Source organism: Rhodoferax sp. ZS1R25, from assembly GCF_056521335.1.
Map to the genome: position 1 here is coordinate 1291590 of NZ_JBWMAZ010000001.1, position 23921 is coordinate 1315510.

The following is a 23921-nucleotide window of genomic DNA, read 5'->3' on the forward strand; positions in this document are numbered from 1 at the left end:
CCTAACCATGACAACAACCCAACGACTCACGCTGTCGCAGGCGCTGGTGAAACATCTGGCCGCCCTGCGCGTGGAAATGCACGACGGCAGCATCCAGCCCTATTGCGGCGGGGTGTTCACCATCTTTGGCCACGGCAATGTGGCTGGTTTTGGCGAGGCCCTGTGGGCCGAGCGCCAGGCGCTACCCACTTACCGCGCGCACAACGAACAGGGCATGGCGCATGCGGCCATTGCCTACAGCAAGGCCCATTTGCGCCGGCGCATCATGGCGGTCAGCACCAGCATTGGCCCCGGTGCCACCAACCTGGTCACCGCCGCCGCGGTGGCCCACGTCAACCGCCTGCCCGTGCTCCTGCTGCCCGGCGACACCTTTGCCTCGCGCGCACCCGACCCAGTGCTGCAGCAGGTGGAGAGCTTTCAGCAGGGCGACCTGAGTGCCAACGATTGCTTCCGCCCCGTCACGCGCTTTTTTGACCGCATCACTCGGCCCGAGCAGATCCTGACGGCCTTGCCCCGCGCCATCCAGATCATGACGGACCCCGCCAACTGCGGCCCGGTGTGTCTGGCCCTGCCGCAGGACATCCAGACGCATGCCTTTGATTGCCCGGAAAGTTTTTTGCACCCCGCGCTGATCCAGTTCCGCCGCCCTCCGCCCGATGCGCGCGAGCTGCAGCAGGCTATGGCCCTGCTCAAGACTGCCAAGCAGCCCCTGATCGTGGCCGGCGGGGGGGTGCTCTACAGCCATGCGGGCGAAGCCCTGCGCGCCTTTGCCGAAGCGCATGGCGTGCCCGTGGTGGAGTCCCACGGTGGCAAGAGCAGCTTGGCTTGGGACCACCCGCTGAACCTGGGCGCCATCGGCGTGGACGGTGCGCCCAATGCCAACCTGCTGGCACGCGAGGCCGATGTAGTGTTTGCCGTAGGCACCCGCCTGCAAGACTTCACCACCGGTTCGCATGCGCTGTTTGCCAATGCCCGGCTGCTGAGCCTGAACGTGCAGAGCTTTGACGCCAGCAAGTGGAACGGAGCCGCCCTGGTAGCCGATGCGCTGGTGGGCCTGCAAGCCCTGAGCAGCGCGCTGACCGGCTGGAAGGCCGATTCCGCCTGGACCACACGCGCCCGGCAACAGGCCGCGCTGTGGAATGCCCGGGTGACCGAACTGACCACCGCCGCACCGCAAGCCGGTGTGCTGCCTTACGACGCCGAGGTGATTGGCGCGGTGCGCGACTCGCTCAACGATGCCGGTGGCGATAGCGGTGTGCACGACGTGGCCATCTGCGCCGCAGGCACCTTGCCGGCGGAGCTGCACAAACTCTGGCGTGCCAGCAGGCCGGGCAATTACCACATGGAATACGGCTACTCCTGCATGGGCTACGAGATTGCCGGTGGCCTGGGCGTGAAGATGGCACGGCCCGAACAGGAAGTCATCGTCATGGTGGGCGATGGCTCCTACATGATGATGAACTCCGAGCTGGCCACCTCGGTCATGCTGGGCAAAAAGATCATTGTGGTGGTGCTGGACAACCGCGGCTACGGTTGCATCCAACGCCTGCAAACGGCGTCGGGCAGCCCCGCTTTCAACAACCTGCTGGACGACTGTGTGCCCGAAGGCGGCGAGGCCAGCAGCATCGACTTCGCCATGCACGCCCGCAGCATGGGGGCCGACGCGGTGCATGTGGCTAACGTGGCCGAGCTCAAGGCCGCCATGGTGCAAGCACGGGCTGCCAAGCGCAGCCAGGTGCTGGTGATTGACACCACCCACACCCGCACCACAGAGGGTGGTTGCTGGTGGGAGGTTGCCATTCCCGAAGTGTCTGAACGCCCCGAGGTGCTCGACGCCCACGCGCGCTACGTGGACGACAAGAAAGTGCAGCGTGTTTGAGGTGAAAGACATGGCGCATGCCTTGGCACGCCGGCAGGTGCTAAAAGGTTTGGGATTGGTATTGCCGTCTGCCTTTTCTTCCGGCGCCTGGTCGCAGACCCGCGTGCCCCGCATTGCCTTTGTCAGCCATGCGCCAGACACTGACACCTGGTGGAACACGATTCGCAATGCGCTGGGCCATGCCTCGCAGGACTTCGGGGTAGCGGTGGATTATTTGAATCCTGCCGACGGCAGCATTGCCAAAATGGCCCACATTCTGGACGGCCTGTCGCCGTCGACGTATTCGGCGGTGGTCTCCACCATCGCAGATTTTTCGGCACTGGCAGAACCCCTGCGTGGTGTGGTGCGCAAGAAGCTGCCCTTGATCACCGTGAACTCCGGTACAGAAACGCAGAGTGAACAGGTCGGCGCATTGATGCACATCGGGCAACCCGAGTCCGTCGCAGGGCGAGAGGCCGGCATGTACTTTGCTAAGCCCGGCGCAGCCCTGGTCTGCTTTAACCACTACCCCTCGAACCCGGCGTCCATGGAGCGTTGTGATGGGTTTCGGGAAGGGCTTGGCAAGGGAAGCATGCTCACGGTGAAGCTCACCGGAACCCCTGGTGAAAACCAGGCCACTGTTTCCAATGTGTTGCGGCAAAACGATCCCTTTGACGTGGCCTTGGCCTTGGGGCCCACATCGGCGCACCCTTTTCTGGCCTATGCACACACCGCCGGAGCTCGGGCTCCCATGCTGGTGACCTTCGATTTGTCATCGGACATTGTGGGCGGTATTCGGTCTAGCAAGGTGGCATTTGCTATCGACCAGCAGCCGTATTTGCAAGGGTATCTGTCGGTGGGCATGTTGGCCGAGCAATTGCGAGGAGACGAATCCAGCAGCATGCGCATGCGCAAGCTGATCTTGTATTCCCTTCCAAAATTGCATGAGCGCATGGCCCGCTATGGCCTCTCCCTGAAGGCGGGCGAGGGCCGCCACATTCACTCCGGCCCGGGGTTTGTGAACAAGCTGAACGTCGACAAAGTCGAGCGGTTCAGTGGTCAGTTTCGTTAATTTTTTCTATTGATCTGCAGGAAGCACCATGACTTGGAATGTACAAATCGGCATCAACCCCTTGAGCTGGATGAACGATGACTTGCCCTCATTGGGCGGTGAGACGCTGCTGGAAACCGCGCTGCGCGAAGGCAAGGAGATTGGCTACGAAGGCTTTGAGTTGGGCAACAAGTTCCCCAAAGACGGCCCCGGCCTGAAAGCCAAGTTGGACGAATTCGGTCTGGCCTGCGTGTCGGGCTGGTACTCCGGTTTTCTCGCCGAAGTGGAAATCGGCCAGACCAGCGAACAAGCAGTCGCTGCAGAGATCGAGCGCTGCAAGGCCCACATGGCCAAGCTGCAGTACAACGGAGTAACGGTCGTGGTCTATGGCGAATGCGCCGGTACCGTGCAGGGCCAGATTGACACGCCCGTCAGCAAGCGCCCCAAGTTTTCTTCTGATGCGCAGTGGCTGGCCTATGCCGAGCGCCTTAACGCCTTTGGCGAGCACCTCCTCAAGACGTACGGAATCAAGCTCGCTTACCACCACCACATGGGCGCCTATGTGGAGTCGCCTGCCGATGTGGACAAGCTCATGCAACTGACCGACCCGGCCAAGGTGTTTCTGCTGTTCGACACCGGCCACGCCTACTTCGGTGGGGCCACCGACCCGGTGGCGCTGCTGAAAAAGCATGTCAAGCGCGTGGTGCATGTGCACTGCAAGGACGTGCGCACCCCGGTGATTGCACAGGCCCGCAACGATGGCTGGAGCTTTTTGAATGGCGTCATCAACGGCACCTTTACTGTGCCGGGCGATGGCAGCATTGATTACGCCGCGGCGCTCCGGGTGCTGCGTGACGCCAACTACGAAGGCTGGCTGGTGGTGGAAGCGGAACAAGACCCGGCGGTCGCCCCCAGCTACCAGTACGCCAAGAAGGGTTTCGAGACCCTGAGTGGCCTGGTCAAAAGCCTGGCCTGATTTGCAAAGGACGCCGCCATGGTTAGCCCCTTACTCGCCAAAGCCGCCCCGACGGGCCGTGAGATTGTCAACGTCACCCCGGAGCGCGCGGGCTGGACGCACGTGGGCTTTCGGGCCGTGCGCCTGGAAGCTGGCGCTATAGAAACAGTCGCTACCGGCGCACGTGAATTGTGCGTGGTGGTGCTCACGGGCGCTGTTGATGTGAGCATTGATGGCACTACCTATGCCAACCTCGGCACGCGCGACAGCGTGTTTGACGACACATCGCCTGCGGCTGTGTATGTGCCCGCCGGAAAAATCGTGACGGTGCGCGCCGTGCGCAACGCCGAAGTCGGCCTGTGCAGCGCGCCCAGCGATGCCACAGACCGCGCGGTGCGTGTGATCGATCCGGTCACCATGCGTCGCAGCGTGCGCGGCAAGGGCACCAACACGCGCTATGTCTGCGACATCCTGCCGCACGATGACCCCACCGCCGCGCATCTGCTGGTGGTGGAGGTGCGCACACCGGCCAGCCACAGCAGCAGCTACCCGCCGCACAAACACGATGTGGAGCAGCCCCCGGTAGAGACCCTGCTGGAAGAAACCTACTACCACCGCCTGAACCCGCCGCAGGGCTTTGCCTTTCAGCGCGTCTACACCGACGACCGCAGCATCGACGAAGCCTGCGCCGTGGAGAACCACGACGTGGTGATGGTGCCCAAGGGCTACCACCCCGTCGTGGCGCCCCATGGCTATGACTCGTACTACCTCAATGTGATGGCGGGCCCCAACCGCTTCTGGGTCTTCAAGAACGACCCCGCCCACGAATGGATGCTGGCCCCTGCCGCCAGCACCTGATCCTTTTTAGAAACATACTGCATGTCCCACGTTACCTCTATCGCTCACTACATCCACGGCCAAGTGACGCCCGGCACCAGCGGGCGCGCCCAGGACGTCTTCAACCCCGCTACCGGCCAGGTCACCGGCTCTGTCGCACTCGCCAACGTGGTCGAGGTGAATGCGGCCGTAGCCTCGGCCCAAGCCGCTTTCCCCAAGTGGTCGGACACGCCGCCCATTCGCCGTGCGCGCGTGATGTTCAAGTTCCTGGAGCTGCTCAACCAGCACAAGGACGAACTGGCCCACCTCATCACCGCCGAGCATGGCAAGGTGTTCACCGACGCGCAAGGCGAAGTCTCACGCGGTATCGACATCGTCGAGTTCGCCTGCGGCATTCCGCAGCTGCTCAAGGGGGATTTCACCGACCAGGTCAGCACCGGCATTGACAACTGGACGCTGCGCCAGCCGCTGGGTGTGGTGGCGGGCATCACACCCTTCAACTTCCCGGTCATGGTGCCCATGTGGATGTTTCCGGTCGCCATTGCGGCGGGCAACACCTTTGTGCTCAAGCCCAGCCCGATCGACCCCTCTGCCAGCCTGTTCATGGCCGACCTGCTCAAACAAGCGGGCCTACCCGACGGCGTGTTTAACGTGGTGCAGGGTGACAAAGAAGCCGTGGACGCGCTGCTGGTGCACCCCGACGTGAAGGCCGTGAGCTTTGTGGGCTCCACGCCCATCGCCAACTACATCTACGAGACCGGCGCCCACCATGGCAAGCGCGTGCAGGCCCTGGGCGGCGCCAAGAACCACATGGTGGTCATGCCGGATGCAGACATCGACCAGGTCGTCGACGCTCTCATCGGTGCGGGCTACGGTTCGGCTGGCGAGCGCTGCATGGCCATCAGCGTGGCGGTGCTGGTGGGCGATGTGGCTGACAAGGTCATGCCCAAACTGCTGGCGCGGACCAAGACGCTCAAGGTGCTCAACGGGACCAACCTGGCCGCCGAGATGGGCCCTATCGTCACGCCTGCGGCGCATGCGCGCATCAGCGGCTACATCGATCTGGGCGTGCAGGAAGGCGCGACGCTGTTGGCCGATGGCCGTGGCTTTGACGGTAGCGCAGCGGGTGAGGGCTGTGGCGCAGGCTTCTGGCTGGGTGGCACGCTGTTTGACCATGTGACACCCGCCATGCGCATCTACAAGGAAGAAATCTTTGGCCCGGTGCTGGCCTGTGTGCGCGTGCCTGGTTTTGCCGAGGCGCTACAGCTCATCAACGACCACGAGTTCGGCAATGGCGTGGCCTGCTTCACGCGCGACGGCAATGTGGCGCGCGAGTTCAGCCGCCGCGTGCAGGTGGGCATGGTGGGCATCAACGTGCCCATTCCCGTGCCCATGGCCTGGCACGGTTTTGGCGGTTGGAAGAAGAGTCTGTTTGGTGATATGCATGCCTACGGCGAAGAGGGCGTGCGCTTCTACACCAAGCAAAAGTCCATCATGCAGCGCTGGCCCGAGAGCATTGGCAAGGGTGCGGAGTTTGTGATGCCCACCGCAAAGTAAGGACCGTTGCTATCAATTGAGTAGCTGCCGGTGCTTTGTTTACGGGGGCGGTAGGCCTATTTGATGCAAAAAACCCCGGGGGCGTAGGCACCCGGGGTTTTTTCTTGAGCCCGACGGGACGTCAGATGTACGAGTTCAGCAGGTTCTCCAGATGCTCCTGGCGGCCCGACACGGGTTGGGTGTCGGTGTTGTGTCCCACCACATGGGCGGCCAATGCGTCCAGGCTCATCTTGCCGTCCAGCAGGCTTTGGCCGAACGGTGCTTTCCAACCCGCGTAACGGTCGTCCACCAGCTTGGCCAGTTTTCCGTCGTTGATCATCTTCTCAGCGATCAGCAGTGCGCGGGCGGTCACGTCCATGCCGCCAATGTGGCCGTGGAACATGTCTTCGGGGTCGATGGACTGGCGGCGCACCTTGGAATCAAAGTTCACACCGCCATTGACGAAGCCGCCACCTTGCAGGATGGTGTACATGGCCAACGCGGTTTCGGGAATGCTGTTGGGGAACTGGTCGGTGTCCCACGCGCACTGCATGTCGCCGCGGTTCATGTCGATGGAGCCGAAGATGCCCAGGTCCACCGCGGTGGCGATTTCGTGCTCGAAGCTGTGGCCGGCCAGTGTGGCGTGGTTGGCTTCGATGTTGACCTTGATTTCCTTCTCCAGGCCGTAGCGGCACAGGAAGCCGTAGACCGTGGCGCTGTCAAAGTCGTACTGGTGCTTGGAGGGTTCGCGTGGCTTGGGTTCGAGCAGGATGGTGCCCTTGAAGCCGATCTTGTGCTTGTACTCCACCACCATGTTCAGGAAGCGGCCCATCTGATCTAGCTCGTGGCCAATGCGGGTGTTCAGCAGGGTCTCGTAACCCTCCCGGCCGCCCCACAACACGTAGTTGGCGCCGCCCAGCTTCAGCGTGGCGTCCATGGCTTCTTTGACCTGCAGGGCGCCCAGCGCAAAGATCTCGGGGTTGGGGTTGGTGGCGGCGCCCGACATGAAGCGGCGGTGGCTGAACAGGTTGGCCGTGCCCCACAGCAGCTTCATGCCGGTGGTCGCCTGCTTGTTGCCCAGCACGTCCACCATCTCGCGGAAGTTGTTCACGCTGTCACGCGGGGTAGCGCCTTCGGGGGCGATGTCGCGGTCGTGGAAGCAGTAGTAGGGCGCGCCCAGCTTGCTGAAAAACTCAAACGCCACATCGGCCTTGGCTTTGGCTGCAGCCATGGGGTCGGCCATGTGCTGCCAGGGGCGCTGGAAGGTGTCGCCACCAAACGGGTCCAGCCCGTTCCAGCAGAAGCTGTGCCAGTAGCAGACGGCAAAGCGCAATTGATCTTCCATGCGCTTGCCCAGCACGATGCGGTCTTTGTCATACCACTTGAACGACAGCGGGTTGCTGGAGGTGGGGCCTTCATAGGCAATGGGGGAGACGGGGGAGAAATAGGTACTCATGGGATTCTCGGGTTGAAAAAATGGGGGCAGAAGGTCAAATTACGAAGCGCGGTACAGGCTGCGAAACTGCGCATAGCGCGCAGCCAGCAGGTCTTGTTCTGCGGCGTTGGGGTGGTAGCTGGCTTCCACCTCGGGGCTCTGGCACACGGTGCTTGGGGCCGCGCCGGTGGCCAGCCAGCCCAAGCGTGCGGCACCCAGGGCGCCGCCCACAGCGGAGCTGCCATGCGTGACCACCTCGGCATCCAAAGCGCTGGCCAATTGCTGTGCCCAGAAGGCGCTGCGTGCACCACCGCCCACCAGGGACAGGCGTTTCACGCTGCTGCCCGCGGCGTTGAGTGCGGCCAGGCCATCCTTGAGGCCAAAGGTCACGCCTTCGATCACCGCGTAGCCCAGGCGGGCAGCGTCGGTGTCAAAGCTCAACTGGTGAAAGCTGCCGCGCACATTCGCATCGTTGTGCGGGGTGCGCTCGCCGCCCAGGTAGGGCAAAAACAGGGGGCAGGTCGCACGGTCGGCCAATGACAGATCGGCGGCTTTGCCGGCCACCACACCGGCGTTGGGTGCGCCCAACAAATCGGTGACCCATTGCAAGCTGCTGGCGGCCGAGAGCATCACACTCATTTGGTGCCAGCGGCCGGGCACCGCATGGCAAAACGCATGCGTGGCACTGGCCGCATTGGGCTGGTAGCTGGGCGTGACGACAAACAGCACACCACTGGTGCCCAGCGACAAAAAGCCCTGGCCCGCGTCCACCGCGCCCATGCCCACGGCGCTGGCCGCGTTGTCACCGGCGCCACCGGCCACCACGATGCCCGTGGGCAGGCCCAGGGCCTGCGCCACATCGGCTTTCAAATAACCGCCAGGCGCGCTGCCTTCCACCAGGCGTGGCATGTGCGCCTGTGTCAGCCCGGTCAGCGCCAGCAGGGCGTCCGACCAGGTACGTTGTTGCACATCCAGCCACAGCGTGCCGCTGGCGTCTGACATATCACTCACATACTCACCGGTCAGCTGCAGGCGCACATAGTCCTTGGGCAGCAGCACCTTGGCCACTTGTTTAAAGATCGCGGGCTCGTGCTTGGTCACCCAGCGCAGCTTGGGCGCGGTGAAGCCGGGCATGGCCAGGCTGCCGGCCAGGTCGGTCAGCGTGGGCAGCTCGGCCATCATTTCGGTGCATTCGGCGGCGCAGCGTGTGTCGTTCCACAAAATGGCGGGGCGCAGCACTTGGTCTTGCGCATCGAGCAGCACGGCACCGTGCATCTGGCCCGACAGGCCAATGGCTTGCACGGCCGCGTATTCCTTGGGGTGAGCCACGCGCAGCTGCGCCAGGGCGGACTGGGTGGCGGCCCACCAGTCGTGCGGGTTTTGTTCGCTGTGGCCGGGGTGCGGGCGCTGCACCGTGAGGGCGCTGCCGGCCGAGCCGACCACGGTGTGGTCGGGGGCCAGGAGCAGCACCTTCACTTCGGAGGTGCCAATGTCAATGCCGATAAACATGGTTATGCAGTTTCAGGGGTGGTGGTTGAAATCGGGTCGGTCGCGTCGCTGGGTTGGGCCACCGACGCGGGGGCACGGGTATGCATGGGGCGCAGGTCGTGGTGCAGCACCAGGGCGGCCGCGCCCACGGCCGATGCCAGCAGCCCGTAGCGCGCGGTGCGCACCGCGGGCGCGGCCATGCCAGCGCTGTCTGCATAGCTTTGCAGCGTGGCCTTGGCCACCTCCACAATGCCGGGGTACTGTTCACAGGAGGGGCCGCCCACCACCAGCGCGCTGGGGTTGAAGGTGGTCCACAGGTTTTGCAGCACCACGCCCAGGTAGTGGCCGCCCTGGGCGGGTTGCTTGAGTTTGCTCAGGGTGCGCGCGCCAAAAAAGGTTTCGGCGCAGCCTTTGCGGCCGCAGGAGCAGAGCGGCCCGTCAATCTGCAAAATGCTGTGGCCAATTTCGCCGGCCATGCCCTGGATGCCAGTGAACAGGCGGTCGTTGAGCACAATGCCCGCGCCCACACCGGCGCCGCAGGTCACAAAGATCAGGGAGTCTTTGGCATCGCCTTCGGAAAACTCGTATTCGCTGAGCGCGGCGGTGTCGGCTTCGTTTTGCACATGCACTGGCACCTGGAGCACGCCCGCCTGGGCCAGGGCCTTGGTGATCAGGGGCACAAAGTCCACATTGCGCCAGCCCAGGTTGGGGGCAAAGCGCAGCATGCCGGTGGCTTCGTCAAATGCACCGGGCAGGCCCACGCCCACGCCCGATAACTGCACGCCGCGGCGCTTGAGTTGCGTGCGGGTGCGGGCCACCAGGCGTGCCACCTGGCGGCACACGTCTTCTACCTGGGTGCCGGTCAGCGGTTCTTCCAGCGCACACAGCACCTGGCCGGTGAGCGACACGCCCACCACGCGCAGGGCTTCCACCGCCACTTCCACACCGATCATGCCGCGGCTGCGGCCATCGATCTGCAGCGGGGTGGACGGCCGGCCCAGGCCCTGGGCAGCGGTCACGTCGGTTTCGGTGAGCCAGCCTTCGTCAATCAGCTCCCGCACTAGCAGGCTGACCGTGGACTTGGTCAGCCCACTTTCCACCGCCAGCTGGGCGCGGGAGAGCCCGCTCTGGCTGTGCAGCAGCCGCAGCAGCACGCTGCGGTTGATGCGTTTGACAAGTTGTTGGTCGCCGGTGGTTTTCATGGTGGGGGAGGGGCGCAGCACTCACTGGCTGTGGGTCTGCGCTTTGCCTTCAGGTTGTTTGCCAGCGATGATCATGCCAAGAACTTCGTCCTCGTTCACATCGCTGGTGCGATAACTTCCCACCAATTTGCCGTTTTTCATCACCGCCAGGCGGTCGCTGAGCCCAAACACGTCCGGCATGTCGTGGGTGATCAGGAAAATCCCCACGCCGTCGGCCTTGAGCTGGCGCACCAGGTTGCCCACCATCGCGGTTTCCTCCGGCCCCAGGGCCGCCGTGGGCTCGTCCATGATGAGGATCTTGGCGTTGAAGTAAATTGCGCGGGAGATGGCTACCACCTGGCGCTGCCCGCCGGAGAGGCGGCGCACCGGCGTGCGCACGTTCTTGAAGTTCTTGTTCAGGCGGTGGAACACCTTGCGGGCGTCCGCATCCATGCGGTGGTCGTCCAGCGTGTTCCAGCGGGTCAGCAATTCACGGCCCAGGAACAGGTTGGCCACGGCATCCAGGTTGTCGGCCAGGGCCAGGGTTTGGTAGATGGACTCGATGCCGCAGCGCTGCGCATCCACGGGGGTGCGAATGTGGGCCTTTTCGCCGTTGATGAATACCTCGCCGCTGTCGATGGGGTAGGCCCCGGCCAGCATCTTCATCAGCGTGGACTTGCCCGCGCCGTTGTGGCCCAAGAGGGCCACCACTTCGCCAGGGTAGAGCTGGATGCTCACATCGTCCACGGCGTGCACGCCGCCGAAGGACTTGCCGATATTGCGCATGTCGACCAGCGCCTGCTTTGCGTTCACGGCGCTCATACGGTGTCTCCTGTCAGGCGGCGGTAAATCACGTCAAACACCACGGCTGCAATCAGCACCTGGCCGATGATCACGTAGCGCACGCCGATGGACACGTCGAGCAGCAGCATGCCGCTGTCAATGCTTTGCATAATGAGTGCGCCCAGCACGGAGCCCATGATCGAGCCACTGCCTCCGGCCAGTGCGGTGCCGCCAATCACGGCAGCCGCAATGACATACAGCTCCATGCTGGTGCCCAGCGAGTTGGTGCCAGCGTTCAGCCGGGCAATGGACACCATCGCGGCGATGGTGATGAGCACGCCCATCAGCGCAAACAGCATGAGGGTGACACGGCGCACGGGAATGCCCACCAGCGCCGCAGCCTCGGGGTTGCCGCCCATGGCGAAGACATAGCGGCCAAAGCGGGTACGGTGCACGATGAAGGACAGCACCAGCGCCACGGCACCCCAGATCAGTACGGGAATCGGCACACCCTGGGGCACGTCCTTGTTCAGAATTTGGTAATTGTTCATGGAGGCCACAAAGGCCAGCACGATGACGACGGGGACCAACACAATGGCAGCGTCCAGCCACAGCGGGTTGTTGGGCACGTCGTACGAGGCCTTGGCGCGGCGTTTGGCCCACATCTGGACGATCAGGGCCAGCACAATCACGCCGGCCAACATCCAGCTGGCGTTCACGCCAATGGCACCGTCAAAGCCGCCGCCCAGGCGCTGGAAGAACTGGTCGTTCACGGGTTGGGTCTTGCCATCGGCCACCAGAAAGGCCGCACCGCGAAACGACATCAGGCCGCCCAAGGTGACCACGAAGGAGGGCACACCCAGCATGGCGGTCAATGCGCCTTGGTACATGGACACGGCAATGGCCACGGCCAGGCCCACCAGCGAAGCGGACACCCAGTGCCATCCGGCGGTGTACATCAGGGTGGCAATCAGCACGCCCACGAAGCCCATGACAGAACCCACCGAGAGGTCGATATGGCGGGCCACGATGATCAGCACGACGACAGTAGCCACCACGCCGACGACGGCGGTTTGTTGGGCAATGTTGTAGAGGTTTTCAGGGGACAGAAACAGTCCACCGGACAGGATGTTGAACACGATGGCAATGGCTGCCAGTACCGTGCCCATCATCACCAGGCGCCAGTCGATGGCGGCCTGTTTGAGCGAATTCAAAACGGGATTCACATGCGTTCTCCGCAGGACATAAAAAAACCGCGGGCTGACCCCAGCCCGCGGTTTAAGGGCTACAACTGACTCAGACCGATGTGTGAATTACTTGCAAGCTGCAGGGCCTTTGGCGGCGTCCACACCTTTGCACAGTTCATCCTTCTTGATCCAGCCGGCTTTCACGACCAGGTCCAGGTTGGCTGCGGTCACAGGAATGGGCTTCAGGAATTGGGATTCCAAAGGCACCTTCTTCGCACCGCCGCTCCAGGTCACGGCGCCGGCAACCTTCTTGCCATTGGCCAGTGCCACGGCCGCAGCCGCTGCATCACGGCCCAGGTCACGTGCGTCTTTCCACACCGACACGGTCTGGCTACCCAGGGCCACGCGGTTCAGCGCAGCATGGTCACCATCCTGGCCGGACACGGGAATGCCCTTGATGCCTTTGGCAGTCAAAGCAGCCACCACACCACCGGCGGTACCGTCGTTGGAAGCCACCACGGCGTCAATCTTGCCGCCAGTCTTGGTGATGATCTGTTCCATGTTCTTCTGGGCCACTTCAGGCTTCCAGCCGTCGGTGTATTCCTCGCCCACGATCTTGATGTCGCCCTTTTTCACCGCAGCGTCAATGATCTCTTGCTGGCCACCGCGCAGGAAGTCAGCATTGGGATCCGTAGGGGAGCCCTTGATCATCACGTAGTTGCCCTTGGGCTTGGCGGCCAAGATGGCGCGCGCTTGCATGCGGCCCACTTCCACGTTGTCGAAGGTGATGTAGAACACGCCGGGCGCTTCGATCAGGCGGTCATAGGCGACCACGGGAATTTTTTGCTGGGTAGCCTTGTTCACGGCGGGCAGAATCGCGTCCTTGTCCATGGCCAGAACGATCAACGCCTTGGCACCCTTGGCGATCAAGCTGTCGATGTCAGCCAATTGCTTTTCGGGGGAGCCGCCGGCGTCAGCACTGATATAGCTTGCGCCTGACTTGGCCAGCTGCGCCTTGATGGCGGCTTCGTCGGTTTTCCAGCGTTCTTCCTGGAAGTTGGACCAGCTCACGCCCACGACTTGGGCAAATGCACCAGCAGCTGCCATGCTCAAGGCAAAGGCGGTCAGGGTTGTCTTCAGTTTCATTCTTGTCTCCGGATAGTGGCCATGGAAGGCCTTTTGGGGTTGTGTGAGGCTCGTAAGAGTCATCGCTATGACCAGGCCTTGGGGGACTTTGTTAGTTAGAGCGACAAACTAATTGTCTGCAGGAATGCGGCAAATTCTATTAGTGAAAACCCGACATAGTTTGTTGATCGAACAATATATTTGCGTCAACCCGAGCCTGGGCAGGTCGGTCTAGCGGAACAGGTAGTCCTTGTAGTAGCCCGAAGTGACCAGGGCTTCGCGCCAGTTGCCCAGGTCCACCACCACGGGTTTGAGCAGGTAGGACTGGACCAGCTTCTCGCCGTTGTTGTAGGTTTTTTCGTCGTTGATCAGCGGCTTCTTGTGGGTCAGGATGGCCTGGGCCATGGTGGCGGTCACTTGGGCCAGCTCCCGCGTGTCCTTGAAGATGGTGAACGCCTGCTCCTGGCGAATGATGGAGCGCACCGATTGCAAATCCGCGTCTTGCCCGCTCACGATGGGCAGGGGCATACCACCCGTGCCATAGCCCGCCTTTTTTAGTGCGGCCAGCAGTTCAATGGAAATGCCGTCATTGGGCGACAGCACCGCATGCAGCCGCTGTTTGGCGTACACCTTGTCCAGCAGCTTTTCAAACCGCAGGCGTGCTGTGGCGCCACTCCATGCCTTGGTCGATACGTTGTCCATGCCCATTTGTCCAGGTGCGGCTTGAGCACCGACATGGCACCGTCGTAGAAGAAGAACGCGTTGTTGTCGTCGGGCGAACCCGCAAACAGCTCGATGTTGAGTGGCCCCTTGTTCTCTTCGAGTTTGAGCCGTTTGACGATTTCCGTCCCCTGCTGCACGCCGACCTGGAAATTGTCGAAGGTGGCGTAGTAGTCGATATGGGGTGTGTTGCGGATCAGGCGGTCATAGGAGATGACCTTGACCTTTTGTTCTGCCGCTTTTTTCAGAATGGGCCCCAGGGTGCTGCCATCGATGGGGGCCACGATGAGCAGCTTCATGCCTTTTTGCAGCATGCCGTCGATCTGGGTAATCTGGGTGGGCACCTCGTTGTTGGCAAATTGCAGGTCGGAGGAATAACCCAGTTTGTCCAGCGAGCGCACCAGCGCCAGCCCATCCACCACCCAGCGCTGCAAGGCCAGGGTGGGCATGGACAGGCCGACTTCGGCCTTGGTTTGCTGGGCCCGGACGGGCAGGCCGGTCAGTCCAGCCAGCAAGCCACTGACCATTGCTCTTCGATTGATACGCACGGTGTGTTCCTTTTTTATTAGTTTGTTAATCAAACAAAATAGCTAAGCCAACGACAGCATGGCTGTGGCAGGCGACTCCAGCAGGGTGGCCTCATCGAGGCGGAAGGCGGTAGTGGCCAGCACCATCTCTCCGGCCTGGTTGCGCAGGCCTACGGCGGAGGCCGCAATTTCCTCCACCAGTGCCGCGTTTTGCTGGGTCACGCGGTCCAACTGCGAGAGGGCATCGCGCACCTGCGCCACCACGGCCGATTGGGAGCTGCTGGCCACGCTGATCTCTTGCATGATGCCGGTGACACGGCGGATGGCCTCCACCACTTCAGCCATGGTGGCACCGGCCTGGTCTACCTGCCGTGTGCCTTGTTCCACGCGCTCCACGCTGGTGGAGATCAGGTGCTTGATTTCTTTGGCGGCATCGGCGCTGCGTCCTGCCAAAGCCCGGACCTCGCTGGCCACCACAGCAAAACCGCGGCCCTGTTCCCCCGCACGGGCCGCTTCCACCGCAGCATTCAGCGCCAGGATATTGGTCTGAAACGCAATGCCATCGATCACGCTGATGATGTCGGCAATCTTGCGGCTGGATTCGTTGATGCCACGCATGGTTTCCACCACATGGCCCACCACCGTGCCGCCCTGGTGGGCCACGCTGGAGGCGCTCATGGCCATCTGGTTGGCCTGCTGGGCAGAGTCGGCGTTGTGGCGTACGGCTTCGCTCAGGGTCTCTACCGAGGAGGTGGTTTCCTGCAGTGCGCTGGCCTGCTGCTCGGTGCGCTCGGACAGGTCGTTATTGCCCTGGGCAATTTCGGTACTGGCGTTCTCCACGGCCTGCGCGTTGTGTTTCACATTGCGCACGATGGTCTGAAAACTGCCCAGCATGCGCTGCATGGACTCCAGCATTTGCACGGTCTCGTGGTTCCCGCTGGGAACGATGGTGGTGGTCAGGTCGCCATCGGCCAGCTGTGCGGCCACACTGACGGCGTGCGCCATGGGGCGCGTCATGTGCTGCGCCAGCAGCAGGGCGGCCAGGGTCATGGTCAGCCCAGCCACCGCCACCGCCATGCCAATGGCCACGGTGGTTTGTTTCACGCTTTGCTGGGCATCCTGCGCCACGGCCTGGGCGTGGGATTCGATGATCTTGGCCAGGTCGGTTAACGGTTGGTCGATTTCGCCATAGGTGTTCTGCAGACCACCCAGCTTGTTCTCTGCCATACCAATATCAATGTTGGCCGAGTCCACCGTCAGGCTGGCCATGTCCACGTACTGGCTCAGCAGCGGCTCCAGTGTGGTCAGGGCCGTTAGCGTCGCCTCGTCCACGGCCTGTGCCTTGAGTTTGGCCAACGCCTGGTTGAGCGCCTCGATGTGGCCCTTCAGGTTTTTCTCGGCTTCGGTAATGCGTTCTGGGCTTTTTTGTTGTGCGCCAAACAGGGCCAGTTGTCCATCGCTGCGAATGGCGATGTGCATGCGGCTCAGCACCTCTTTGGCTTCCATGGCGCCGGAGGCCACGGCGGTGCTTTGCACCGTGCGGTCCATGCGCTTGGCCGACAGCAGGCCGATGCCGCCCACCACCACCGTCAGGCAGGTGCCCACCAGACCAAACGCAATGATTTGGGTCCTCAACTTCATGTCTGCATCTCCAACTTATGTGCCGCGCGGGCTTGGGCCGCTGCGAAGGTGGAGGTCATTGTCAAGGCGCGGGGCGCCGAAGGTATTGGTGTAAACCCGACTTAGTTTTTTGGTCGAATTTATTACATTCAGTGCCTGTCACTTCATTGCACAAGGCTTTTTGTGAAACTCCCGCCACTTCGTTTGCGCGCCCGGCCGGGCTGGCTGTTGCTTGCGCTGTACCTCGCGCCCCTGGTACACGCGGCCGACCCCGCACCACTTCCTGCGGTCCCCCGTTTCGTCGAAGAAACCGACACTGCCGGCCTGCAAAGCCGCTTTGAAGGCGAAGGCGAATACATGGTGGGCGGCGGTGTGGCCACCTTCGACTGCGATGGCGATGGCCTGCCCGAGGTCTATGTCACCGCCGGCGTGAACAAGGCCAAGTTCTACCGCAACCGCAGTGCGCGTGGTGGCGCGCTCAAGCTGCAGGAAGAGCGTTCGGGTTTGGAGCTGACCAACGCCGTGGGCGCCTACCCGCTGGACATCGACGGTGATGGTCGGACCGACCTGGTGGTGCTGCGTGTGGGCGAGGTGCAGGTGTTCAAGGGTCTGGGCCAGTGCAAGTTCGAGAAAGCCAACGATGCCTGGAATATTCACACGGGCAACGGCTGGCACACCGCGTTTTCTGCCACCTGGGAGAAAGGCCAAAGCTGGCCCTCGCTGGCCATCGGCACTTACACGGACCGCAGCAAGCCCGAGTTTCCCTGGGGCAGTTGCACGCCCGGCCTGCTGCTGCGCCCCAAAGAGGGCGGCGGCTACCAGCCCGCGCTGCCTCTGGTACCCGGCCATTGCGCACTGTCCATGCTGTTTTCGGACTGGAATCGTTCCGGCACGGCGGCGCTGCGCGTGAGCAACGACCGCGAGTACTACAAGGGCGGCGAAGAGCAGCTCTGGCAAGTGCCTGCGGGTGCCGCGCCCGCGCTCTACACCGCGGCCCAGGGGTGGAAGCCGCTGCAAATCTGGGGCATGGGCATTGCCAGCCACGACCTCAATGGGGATGGCTATCCGGAGGTGTTCTTGACCAGCATGTCCGACAACAAGCTGCAAACGCTGGAAGCCGGTGCGGCCCAACCCCGCTTCACCGACATCGCATTCAAGCGCGGCGTGACAGCCCACCGGCCCTATGTGGGCGGCGATGTGCACCCCAGCACCGCCTGGCATGCGCAGTTTGCGGACATGAACAACGATGGCCTGACCGACTTGTTTGTGGTCAAGGGCAATGTGTCCACCATGCCTGATTTCGCGACGCTGGACCCCAACAACCTGCTGCTGCAAAAGGCGGACGGCAACTTTATGGAAGCCGGCAGCCAAGCGGGCCTGGCCAGCTTCAAGCGTGGACGCGGCGGCATGGTCGTGGACCTGAATGGCGATGGCCTGCTGGACGTGTTGGTGGTGAACCGCTGGGACAAGGCGCAAGTCTGGCGCCAAACAAACAGCGGAGCCTCTGCGGAGGCCGGCCACTGGCTGCAGCTGCGCCTGCAGCAACCCGACGGCAACCGCGACGCCGTGGGCGCCTGGGTGGAAGTGAAGCTGGGCGAGGGCGATGCCGCCCGCGTGATCCGCCAGGAGCTCACGGTGGGCGGTGGCCACGCCAGCGGCCACCTGGGCTGGATGCACTTTGGCCTGGGCGCCGCCAGCGACGTGCAGCTGCGCGTGCAGTGGCCGCACGGCGGCTGGAGCGACTGGACGCCTGCCAAGGCCAACGCCCTCTACACCCTCAGCCCCCAAGGTCTCGTGAATTGGAAAGCCCCATGAAAACCCGATTGCTCTCTTTGTGCCTGGCTGGGCTCTGCGCCTGGACCAGCGCGCTCCTGCCCGTGCATGCGCAGCAGGCCGCACCCGAAGCCCGCCCGGCCAGTGCCTACAGCGCCAGTGTGGCCACCGAGTGGTTCAGCCTGGCGCTGCTGCTGACCCAGCAGACGCCTGGCTTCAGCCCGCCCGTCGCGTCCCGGGCGTTTGCCTATATGGGGCTGACCCTGTATGAATCGGTGGTACCCGGCATGCCGCAGCAGCAGAGCCTGGCGGGCCAGCTCAACGAACTGCAGTCGCTGCCCTGGGCCCAGCCCGATGAAGTGCTGCACTGGCCCACCGTGGCCAATGCCTCGATGGCCACGATGACGCGCATGATGTTCCCCACGGCCAGTGTCGAGAACAAGGCGCGCATTGACCTGCTGGAGCGCAGCCTGCCTCTCAAGTACAGCCAGGACTTTGACCCCAACACGGTGACGCCCGACATCACCAACCGCTCGGAAACCTTTGGCAAGCTCATGGCCATGGCCATCATGACCTGGGCCCGCACCGACGGGGGCCACGAGGCCTGGGGCCCGCTGCGCCGCAGCCAGCAAAACTACGTGCCGCCCAGTGGCGAGGGCCAGTGGTCGGCCACACCGCCGGCATTTGCGCCCGCGCTGCTGCCCTGGTGGGGTGACGTGCGTCCCTTTGTGCTCAAGACCAGCCGTGCCTGCGCAGCACCCTTGCCGCCACCGTATTCCGAGAGCCCCGGATCGGCCTTCTACAAAGAGGCCAACGAGGTCTACCAGGTGAGCAACAAGGCCACGCAAGAACAGCGTCAGGTGGCGTTGTACTGGGCGGATGATCCTCTCAAGACCCCCACACCCGCGGGCCACTGGGTCTACATTGCCAACGACCTGCTCAAGCAGCAAAAGGCCAGCCTGGCCCAGGCCGCGCAAACCATGGTGCGCCTGAACATGGCCATGGCCGATGCCTTTATCGCGGGGTGGAAAACCAAATACACCGTGAGCCTGCTGCGCCCGGTCACCTATGTGCAACTGGTGATTGACAGCAACTGGGTGCCCACGCTGATGCACACGCCAGCCTTCCCGGAATTCCCGTCGGGCCACTCGGTGCAGTCCAGCGCGGCGGCGGACATTTTGGAGGCAGCGTTTGGCGCCAACAAGCCCTTCACCGACAACACCCACAACGACCGGGGCTGGGGCCCGCGCACTTTCGCCAGCTTCCGCGTGGCGGCCGATGAAGCGGCCATCTCACGCATGTACGCAGGCATCCACTTTCGCAGCGGCATCGAGAGCGGCAAGGTGCAGGGGCGCTGTGTGGCCCAGCAGGTACTGGGGCTCAAGCTGACGCGCTAGTCTGGATATCGCTTAGCCACCGCCCACGCCAATGGGCGCGGGTGCCCGCATGACGATGCGGGTGAACAGGCGGTCGTAGACCGGGTCGCGCGGCTGCTTGCCGGTGAGCGGGTCGCAGTTGGTGGCAAAGGCCGCGTCCAGTGCGGCCCAGTCGGCCTTGGTCAGCATGGCCTGCGCCACCGGCAATATGGCGGTTTCTTCCAGCGCCATATGGGCCAGGTAGCTGGCCACGTAGCGGCGCACGGCGTTGTCAAAGGCCACGTGGCGGCTGTCACCCACCAGCTCCCAGGCCAGCAGCAGGTGCTGCAGCTCGCGCACCGCCGTTTCGCTCTGGGCGTGGTCCTGCTCCAGCTGCACGACCACGTCCATGGTCTGCGGAGCCAGCCGCGCGACGCGGGGGAACAGCAGGTTGGACTCCTTGGGGTGGTGCAGCTTTTCGGGAAACTCGTCGATATAGAACAGCATGGCGCGCAGCACATCGAAGAAGCACTCGGGCGCGTCCCCCGGCCCGCGGTCGAGCATCAGCAGCAGCGACTGCAGCATGGCACGCAGGGCTGCGTGTTCGTCTTTGATGGTTTGCAGGCTGTTTTGGTGCATGGCGGGTCTCCGGGGTGGGGCGCACCAGCTTCCCACGGCAGGCGGCCTGCGCACTTGATGCAGGTCAATGGCGGTCGTGGTCGCCGTCGCCCGTTACCATCATGGCTGGGCACGGTGGTGCCATGTCCAAGCCTTTAGGAATCGTTGTGCCATGACCTCTTTCTCCCCCCGTACCCTGACCTGGTTGCGCCGACTGGCCTGGACGGCCGCGGGGCTGGTGCTGCTCTGGGCCCTGGCCTGGTTGGCCGTGCCGCCCTTGCTCAAAAGCCAGGCGCAAACCCGCCTGTCGGCGCTGCTGGGCCGCACTGTCACGGTAGGCGGGGTGGACTTTGCGCCCTGGTCGCTGGAGCTCACGCTGCGCGACCTGGCCGTGGCCAAGGCGGACGGCAGCGGCCCGCAGTTCAGCGTGGCACGCATCTATGTGGATGGCGAGCTGCAGTCGCTGCTGCGCCTGGCGCCTGTGGTGGACGCGGTGGCGGTGGAGGGCCCCAAGTTGCAATTGACCCATCTGGGCAATGGCCGCTACGACATCGACGACATCGTGCAGCGCCTGAGCGCGCCGTCGGACACGCCGCCTGGCCCCTTGCCGCGCTTTGCGGTTTACAACGTCACGCTGAGCGGGGGCAGTGTGGACTACGCGGACCAGAGCCAGAAGGGCCCTGCACGCCAGCACACGCTGCGCGACCTGCAACTCAGCGTGCCGTTTCTGAGTAACTTCGATTCGCAGCGCGATGTGTTGGTCTCGCCGCGCCTGGTCTTTGTGCTCAATGGCAGCGCGTTTGACACGGCGGCCCAGGGCACACCATTTGCGCAGACCCGCAAGGGCGAGGCGCAACTGAAGATCAGCCAGTTCGACCTGAAGCCTTACCTGGCCTACCTGCCTGCCAGCCTGCCGGTGAAGCCGCAAAACGCGGTGGTGGACGCCGAACTCAAGCTTGGCTTTGTACAAACCCCGCAAACCACGGTCAGCCTGTCGGGCGTGGTGACGGTCAGCCAGTTGGCCGTGAATGATGCGGCCGGTGCGCCGCTGTTGGCGGTAGACACGGTGCGCGCCGATCTGGCCGATGTCCGGCCGCTGGAACAAGTCGTCAAGCTCTCGGCCATTACCCTTACCAACCCGCATTTGCAAGTGTCCCGCGCCCGCAACGGCCACCTGAATCTGGACCTGGCCAGTGGCAAGTCACCGGAGAATGCTCCTAAAAAAGGAGCCACTCGCGCAGATTCCACGGGGGCTACAGGCCAAAAAGATGCGCAATCGCCTGCGGCAGTTGCCCCGGCGCCTTGGACCCTGCAGTTGGAGCGCCTGGCCCTGACGGGTGGCGCAGTGGACTGGCTGGACCAGCAGACCCAGCCAGCAGCCAAGCTGACACTGGCGGACGTGGCGTTTACCGCCCAGGGCCTGCAGTGGCCCATGGACAAGCCGGTCACCGCCGAGGGCTCGGCCACGGTGCCCGGCAAGGGCACACCAGCCCGCCTGGGTTTCAAGCTGGATGGCACGCTGCAGCAAGGCAGCGCCCAGGCCACGGTGAATGACCTGTCGCTGGCACTGGCCGCGCCTTACACGGCGCAGTTTCTCGAACCCGCGGTGCGTGGCCTGCTGGATGCCCAAGTGGGCGCCAACTGGCAAGGCGACCAGGTCAAGGCCACCGTGCAGCGCTTGGCCGTACGCGACGCCGGTCTGGTGGTCAGCAAGCCCGCGGCAGGCGATGGCACGGCCCGCGCGACCAACGGTCCCTCGTCGTCGGATCTGCCGCAGTTCAAGCTGCTGGAGATCACCGATGTGCAGGCCGACCCCACGGCGCGCACCGCCCGCGTGGGCAAGGTGCTGCTGCAACGTGCCAGCACGGGTGTGCGGCGCGATGCCGATGGGCAGTGGATGTTCCAGAGCTGGCTGAAGCCCACAACCGACAAACCAGCCGCCGCAGCAACGGCCCCCTGGAAGGTGGCACTGGGCGAACTGAATGTGCAGGACGCTAGCGCCGTGGTGTCAGACCGCACCCACGCCCGCCCTGTGCGGCTGGAGCTGTCGGCCCTGAATCTGCTGGTGAAGGACGCGCAGCTGGATGGCAAAAAGCCCGTGCCGGTGACGCTGACTGCGCGCGTGAAGTCTGGCCAGGCCGAGGCTGGCAGCCTGCGCTACCAGGGCACCGCCGCCTGGGACCCGGTGCAGGCCCAGGGCAGCGTGGAGCTGCTGGAGCTGCCACTGCACGCGCTGATCCCGTACTTTGCTGACCAGATCAACCTGGACGTGCTGCGCGCTGATGCCAGCTTCAAGGGCCAACTGCGCTTTGCCAGCACGCCCAAAGGGCCTGAGGTGGCGCTCAAGGGGGATGCGCAGCTGGAAGACTTTCGCGCCAACACCGTGCAGAGCCCCAGCGGGGGCATTGCCGAAGAGCTGCTGAGCTGGAAGGCGCTCAACGTGCCCGGTATTGATCTGGCCATGGTGCCCGGAACGGCCACGCGCGTCAGCGTGCGTGAGGCGGCCTTGTCTGACTTTTATGCGCGGCTCATCGTCAGCCCCACAGGTCGCTTGAACCTGCAGGATCTGATGAAGACGCCGGCGCAGGCCGATGCAGCCGCCACCACCGGCCCTACCGCACCCGCGCCCGCCGCCTCGGCCGCAACGGCGGCTACCCCTGCAGCACCCGACGCCATCATCACCGTGGGCCCCATCAGCCTGGTCAACGGCAAGGTGTTGTTCTCGGACCGCTTTATCCAGCCCAACTACACGGCCGACCTGAGCGACCTGACCGGCAAGCTCAGCCAGTTCTCCAGCCAGCCCAGCAATGGCGTGGTGCAGCTGGCCGACCTGGAGCTGCGCGGCCGCGCCGAGGGCACAGCGTCGCTGGAGATCACCGGCAAGCTCAACCCCCTGGCCAAGCCGCTGGCGCTGGACATTGCAGGCAAGGTGCGCGACCTGGAGCTGCCACCGCTCTCGCCCTACGCGGTGAAGTACGCGGGCTATGGCATCGAGCGCGGCAAGCTGAGTGTGGACGTGCGCTACGCCGTGCAGCCCGATGGCCAGCTCACCGCCAGCAACAAGCTGGTGCTGAACCAGCTGAGCTTTGGCGACAAGGTGGAGGGCGCGCCCAACAGCCTGCCCGTGAAACTGGCCGTAGCCCTGCTGGCTGACCGCAATGGGGTGATCGACCTGGACCTGCCCATCAGCGGCTCGCTGAACGACCCGCAGTTCCGCATCGGCCCAGTGATCTGGAAGGTCATCACCAACCTGGTGGTCAAGGCCATCACTTCTCCCTTCAGTCTGTTGGCCAATGCGTTCGGCGGTGGCGGCAGTGCCGAGCTCAGCACCGTGGCGTTTGCCCCGGGCAGTGGTGCACTCAACGATGCCGCGCGCTCGGGCCTGGACAAGGTGGCCAAGGCCCTGGTGGAGCGCCCCGCGCTCACGCTCACCGTGGTGGGTCAGGCCCAGCTGGAGGCCGAACGCGAAGCCGTCAAGCGCGAGAAACTCAAAGGCCTGCTGCTGGCCGAAAAACGGCGCCGCGCCAGCGGCCAGGGCGAAGACGCCGCCACGGTGGCCAGCTACACGCCAGAAGAAATGCCCGTGCTGCTGCGGGCCGTGTACCGCCGTGCCGACATCACCAAGCCGCGCAACCTGATGGGCCTGACCAAGGACATCGAGGTGCCCGACATGGAGGCCCTGCTGCTGGCCAACATCACGGTCACTGGCGACACCATCCGCGAGCTGGCGCTGCAGCGCGGCGTGGCCGTGAAGGACTACCTGGCCACGCAGAAGGTGCCTGCCGAGCGCCTGTTTCTGGGGGCCATCAAGACCAGTGGCTCGGTGGCCGATGCCAAGCCACAGGCCGAGCTGAACCTGACCATGCAATAGG

The 23921-nt window shown here is 63.8% G+C and carries 16 protein-coding genes and 1 pseudogene; 8 read left to right on the plus strand and 9 right to left on the minus strand.

From position 1 onward, the window contains the following. Positions 1 to 7: 7 nt before the first annotated feature. From iolD to AC097R_RS06195, 5 genes are read left to right on the plus strand one after another with little or no spacing between them, the layout of a single operon-like run. On the plus strand, positions 8 to 1879 hold the full coding sequence (gene iolD, locus AC097R_RS06175) for a 3D-(3,5/4)-trihydroxycyclohexane-1,2-dione acylhydrolase (decyclizing) (RefSeq protein WP_479596721.1): 1872 nt from the start codon (positions 8 to 10) through the stop codon (positions 1877 to 1879). Next, positions 1872 to 2930, plus strand: coding sequence for a substrate-binding domain-containing protein (locus tag AC097R_RS06180; RefSeq protein ID WP_479596722.1), 1059 nt, complete (start codon positions 1872 to 1874; stop codon positions 2928 to 2930). Before iolD ends, AC097R_RS06180 begins: the two co-directional genes overlap by 8 nt. A 28-nt stretch (positions 2931 to 2958) precedes the next feature. Then, on the plus strand, positions 2959 to 3885 hold the full coding sequence (iolE, locus tag AC097R_RS06185) for a myo-inosose-2 dehydratase (protein WP_479596724.1): 927 nt from the start codon (positions 2959 to 2961) through the stop codon (positions 3883 to 3885). A gap of 18 nt (positions 3886 to 3903) precedes the next feature. Beyond that, positions 3904 to 4722 (plus strand): 5-deoxy-glucuronate isomerase, encoded by an 819-nt coding sequence (gene iolB, locus AC097R_RS06190; RefSeq protein WP_479596725.1) that lies wholly within the window; start codon positions 3904 to 3906, stop codon positions 4720 to 4722. A gap of 21 nt (positions 4723 to 4743) precedes the next feature. Further along, positions 4744 to 6258 carry a CoA-acylating methylmalonate-semialdehyde dehydrogenase gene (locus tag AC097R_RS06195; RefSeq protein ID WP_479596726.1) on the plus strand — a complete coding sequence of 505 codons (1515 nt, stop codon included), beginning with the start codon at positions 4744 to 4746 and terminating at the stop codon, positions 6256 to 6258. Between the two features lie 121 nt (positions 6259 to 6379). Here the strand turns inward: AC097R_RS06195 and xylA are convergent, their stop codons facing one another. From xylA to AC097R_RS06235, 8 genes and pseudogenes are all read right to left on the minus strand, one after another. Then, entirely contained in the window at positions 6380 to 7693 is a 1314-nt protein-coding gene (gene xylA, locus AC097R_RS06200; protein WP_479596727.1) for a xylose isomerase, read from the minus strand. Positions 7694 to 7732: 39 nt separating this feature from the next. Further along, a complete protein-coding gene (gene xylB, locus AC097R_RS06205; RefSeq protein ID WP_479596728.1) occupies positions 7733 to 9181 on the minus strand; it encodes a xylulokinase in 1449 nt (482 codons plus the stop codon). A 2-nt stretch (positions 9182 to 9183) separates the two neighbouring features. After that, entirely contained in the window at positions 9184 to 10362 is a 1179-nt protein-coding gene (locus AC097R_RS06210) for an ROK family transcriptional regulator (RefSeq protein WP_479596729.1), read from the minus strand. 21 nt (positions 10363 to 10383) lie between these two features. Beyond that, positions 10384 to 11163, minus strand: coding sequence for an ATP-binding cassette domain-containing protein (locus AC097R_RS06215; protein ID WP_479596730.1), 780 nt, complete (start codon positions 11161 to 11163; stop codon positions 10384 to 10386). Continuing rightward, complete coding sequence (locus AC097R_RS06220; RefSeq protein WP_479598100.1) at positions 11160 to 12296, minus strand: sugar ABC transporter permease; 1137 nt, start codon at positions 12294 to 12296, stop codon at positions 11160 to 11162. Before AC097R_RS06220 ends, AC097R_RS06215 begins: the two co-directional genes overlap by 4 nt. Before the next feature lie 141 nt (positions 12297 to 12437). After that, entirely contained in the window at positions 12438 to 13457 is a 1020-nt protein-coding gene (gene xylF, locus AC097R_RS06225; RefSeq protein WP_479596732.1) for a D-xylose ABC transporter substrate-binding protein, read from the minus strand. Positions 13458 to 13667: 210 nt separating this feature from the next. Beyond that, positions 13668 to 14683: pseudogene (locus AC097R_RS06230) on the minus strand (substrate-binding domain-containing protein). A gap of 63 nt (positions 14684 to 14746) precedes the next feature. Then, positions 14747 to 16324, minus strand: coding sequence for a methyl-accepting chemotaxis protein (locus AC097R_RS06235; protein WP_479596734.1), 1578 nt, complete (start codon positions 16322 to 16324; stop codon positions 14747 to 14749). Between the two features lie 162 nt (positions 16325 to 16486). Between AC097R_RS06235 and AC097R_RS06240 the strand changes: the two genes are divergently transcribed. Together AC097R_RS06240 and AC097R_RS06245 are read left to right on the plus strand one after the other, a co-directional pair. Continuing rightward, positions 16487 to 18118, plus strand: coding sequence for a CRTAC1 family protein (locus tag AC097R_RS06240; RefSeq protein ID WP_479596736.1), 1632 nt, complete (start codon positions 16487 to 16489; stop codon positions 18116 to 18118). Further along, on the plus strand, positions 18115 to 19473 hold the full coding sequence (locus AC097R_RS06245) for a vanadium-dependent haloperoxidase (RefSeq protein WP_479596738.1): 1359 nt from the start codon (positions 18115 to 18117) through the stop codon (positions 19471 to 19473). Before AC097R_RS06240 ends, AC097R_RS06245 begins: the two co-directional genes overlap by 4 nt. Before the next feature lie 12 nt (positions 19474 to 19485). Here the strand turns inward: AC097R_RS06245 and AC097R_RS06250 are convergent, their stop codons facing one another. Beyond that, entirely contained in the window at positions 19486 to 20070 is a 585-nt protein-coding gene (locus AC097R_RS06250) for a hemerythrin domain-containing protein (RefSeq protein WP_479596740.1), read from the minus strand. 151 nt (positions 20071 to 20221) lie between these two features. Here AC097R_RS06250 and AC097R_RS06255 point away from each other — a divergent pair, with 151 nt between their 5' ends. Then, the gene (locus AC097R_RS06255) at positions 20222 to 23920 is read left to right on the plus strand and encodes a DUF748 domain-containing protein (protein WP_479596742.1); all 3699 of its coding nucleotides are present in this window, start codon (positions 20222 to 20224) and stop codon (positions 23918 to 23920) included. The last annotated feature ends 1 nt before the right edge of the window (position 23921 follow it).

What these genes read in the sequence shown, in the direction of transcription:
- AC097R_RS06215 (WP_479596730.1), bottom strand. Translation starts at nt 11,163, where the DNA reads ATGAGCGCCGTGAACGCAAAGCAGGCGCTGGTCGACATGCGCAATATC.
- AC097R_RS06245 (WP_479596738.1), top strand. Translation starts at nt 18,115, where the DNA reads ATGAAAACCCGATTGCTCTCTTTGTGCCTGGCTGGGCTCTGCGCCTGG.
- AC097R_RS06220 (WP_479598100.1), bottom strand. Translation starts at nt 12,296, where the DNA reads ATGATGGGCACGGTACTGGCAGCCATTGCCATCGTGTTCAACATCCTG.
- xylA (WP_479596727.1), bottom strand. Translation starts at nt 7,693, where the DNA reads ATGAGTACCTATTTCTCCCCCGTCTCCCCCATTGCCTATGAAGGCCCC.
- iolE (WP_479596724.1), top strand. Translation starts at nt 2,959, where the DNA reads ATGACTTGGAATGTACAAATCGGCATCAACCCCTTGAGCTGGATGAAC.
- AC097R_RS06250 (WP_479596740.1), bottom strand. Translation starts at nt 20,070, where the DNA reads ATGCACCAAAACAGCCTGCAAACCATCAAAGACGAACACGCAGCCCTG.
- xylB (WP_479596728.1), bottom strand. Translation starts at nt 9,181, where the DNA reads ATGTTTATCGGCATTGACATTGGCACCTCCGAAGTGAAGGTGCTGCTC.
- AC097R_RS06235 (WP_479596734.1), bottom strand. Translation starts at nt 16,324, where the DNA reads ATGAAGTTGAGGACCCAAATCATTGCGTTTGGTCTGGTGGGCACCTGC.
- iolB (WP_479596725.1), top strand. Translation starts at nt 3,904, where the DNA reads ATGGTTAGCCCCTTACTCGCCAAAGCCGCCCCGACGGGCCGTGAGATT.
- xylF (WP_479596732.1), bottom strand. Translation starts at nt 13,457, where the DNA reads ATGAAACTGAAGACAACCCTGACCGCCTTTGCCTTGAGCATGGCAGCT.
- iolD (WP_479596721.1), top strand. Translation starts at nt 8, where the DNA reads ATGACAACAACCCAACGACTCACGCTGTCGCAGGCGCTGGTGAAACAT.
- AC097R_RS06255 (WP_479596742.1), top strand. Translation starts at nt 20,222, where the DNA reads ATGACCTCTTTCTCCCCCCGTACCCTGACCTGGTTGCGCCGACTGGCC.
- AC097R_RS06210 (WP_479596729.1), bottom strand. Translation starts at nt 10,362, where the DNA reads ATGAAAACCACCGGCGACCAACAACTTGTCAAACGCATCAACCGCAGC.
- AC097R_RS06195 (WP_479596726.1), top strand. Translation starts at nt 4,744, where the DNA reads ATGTCCCACGTTACCTCTATCGCTCACTACATCCACGGCCAAGTGACG.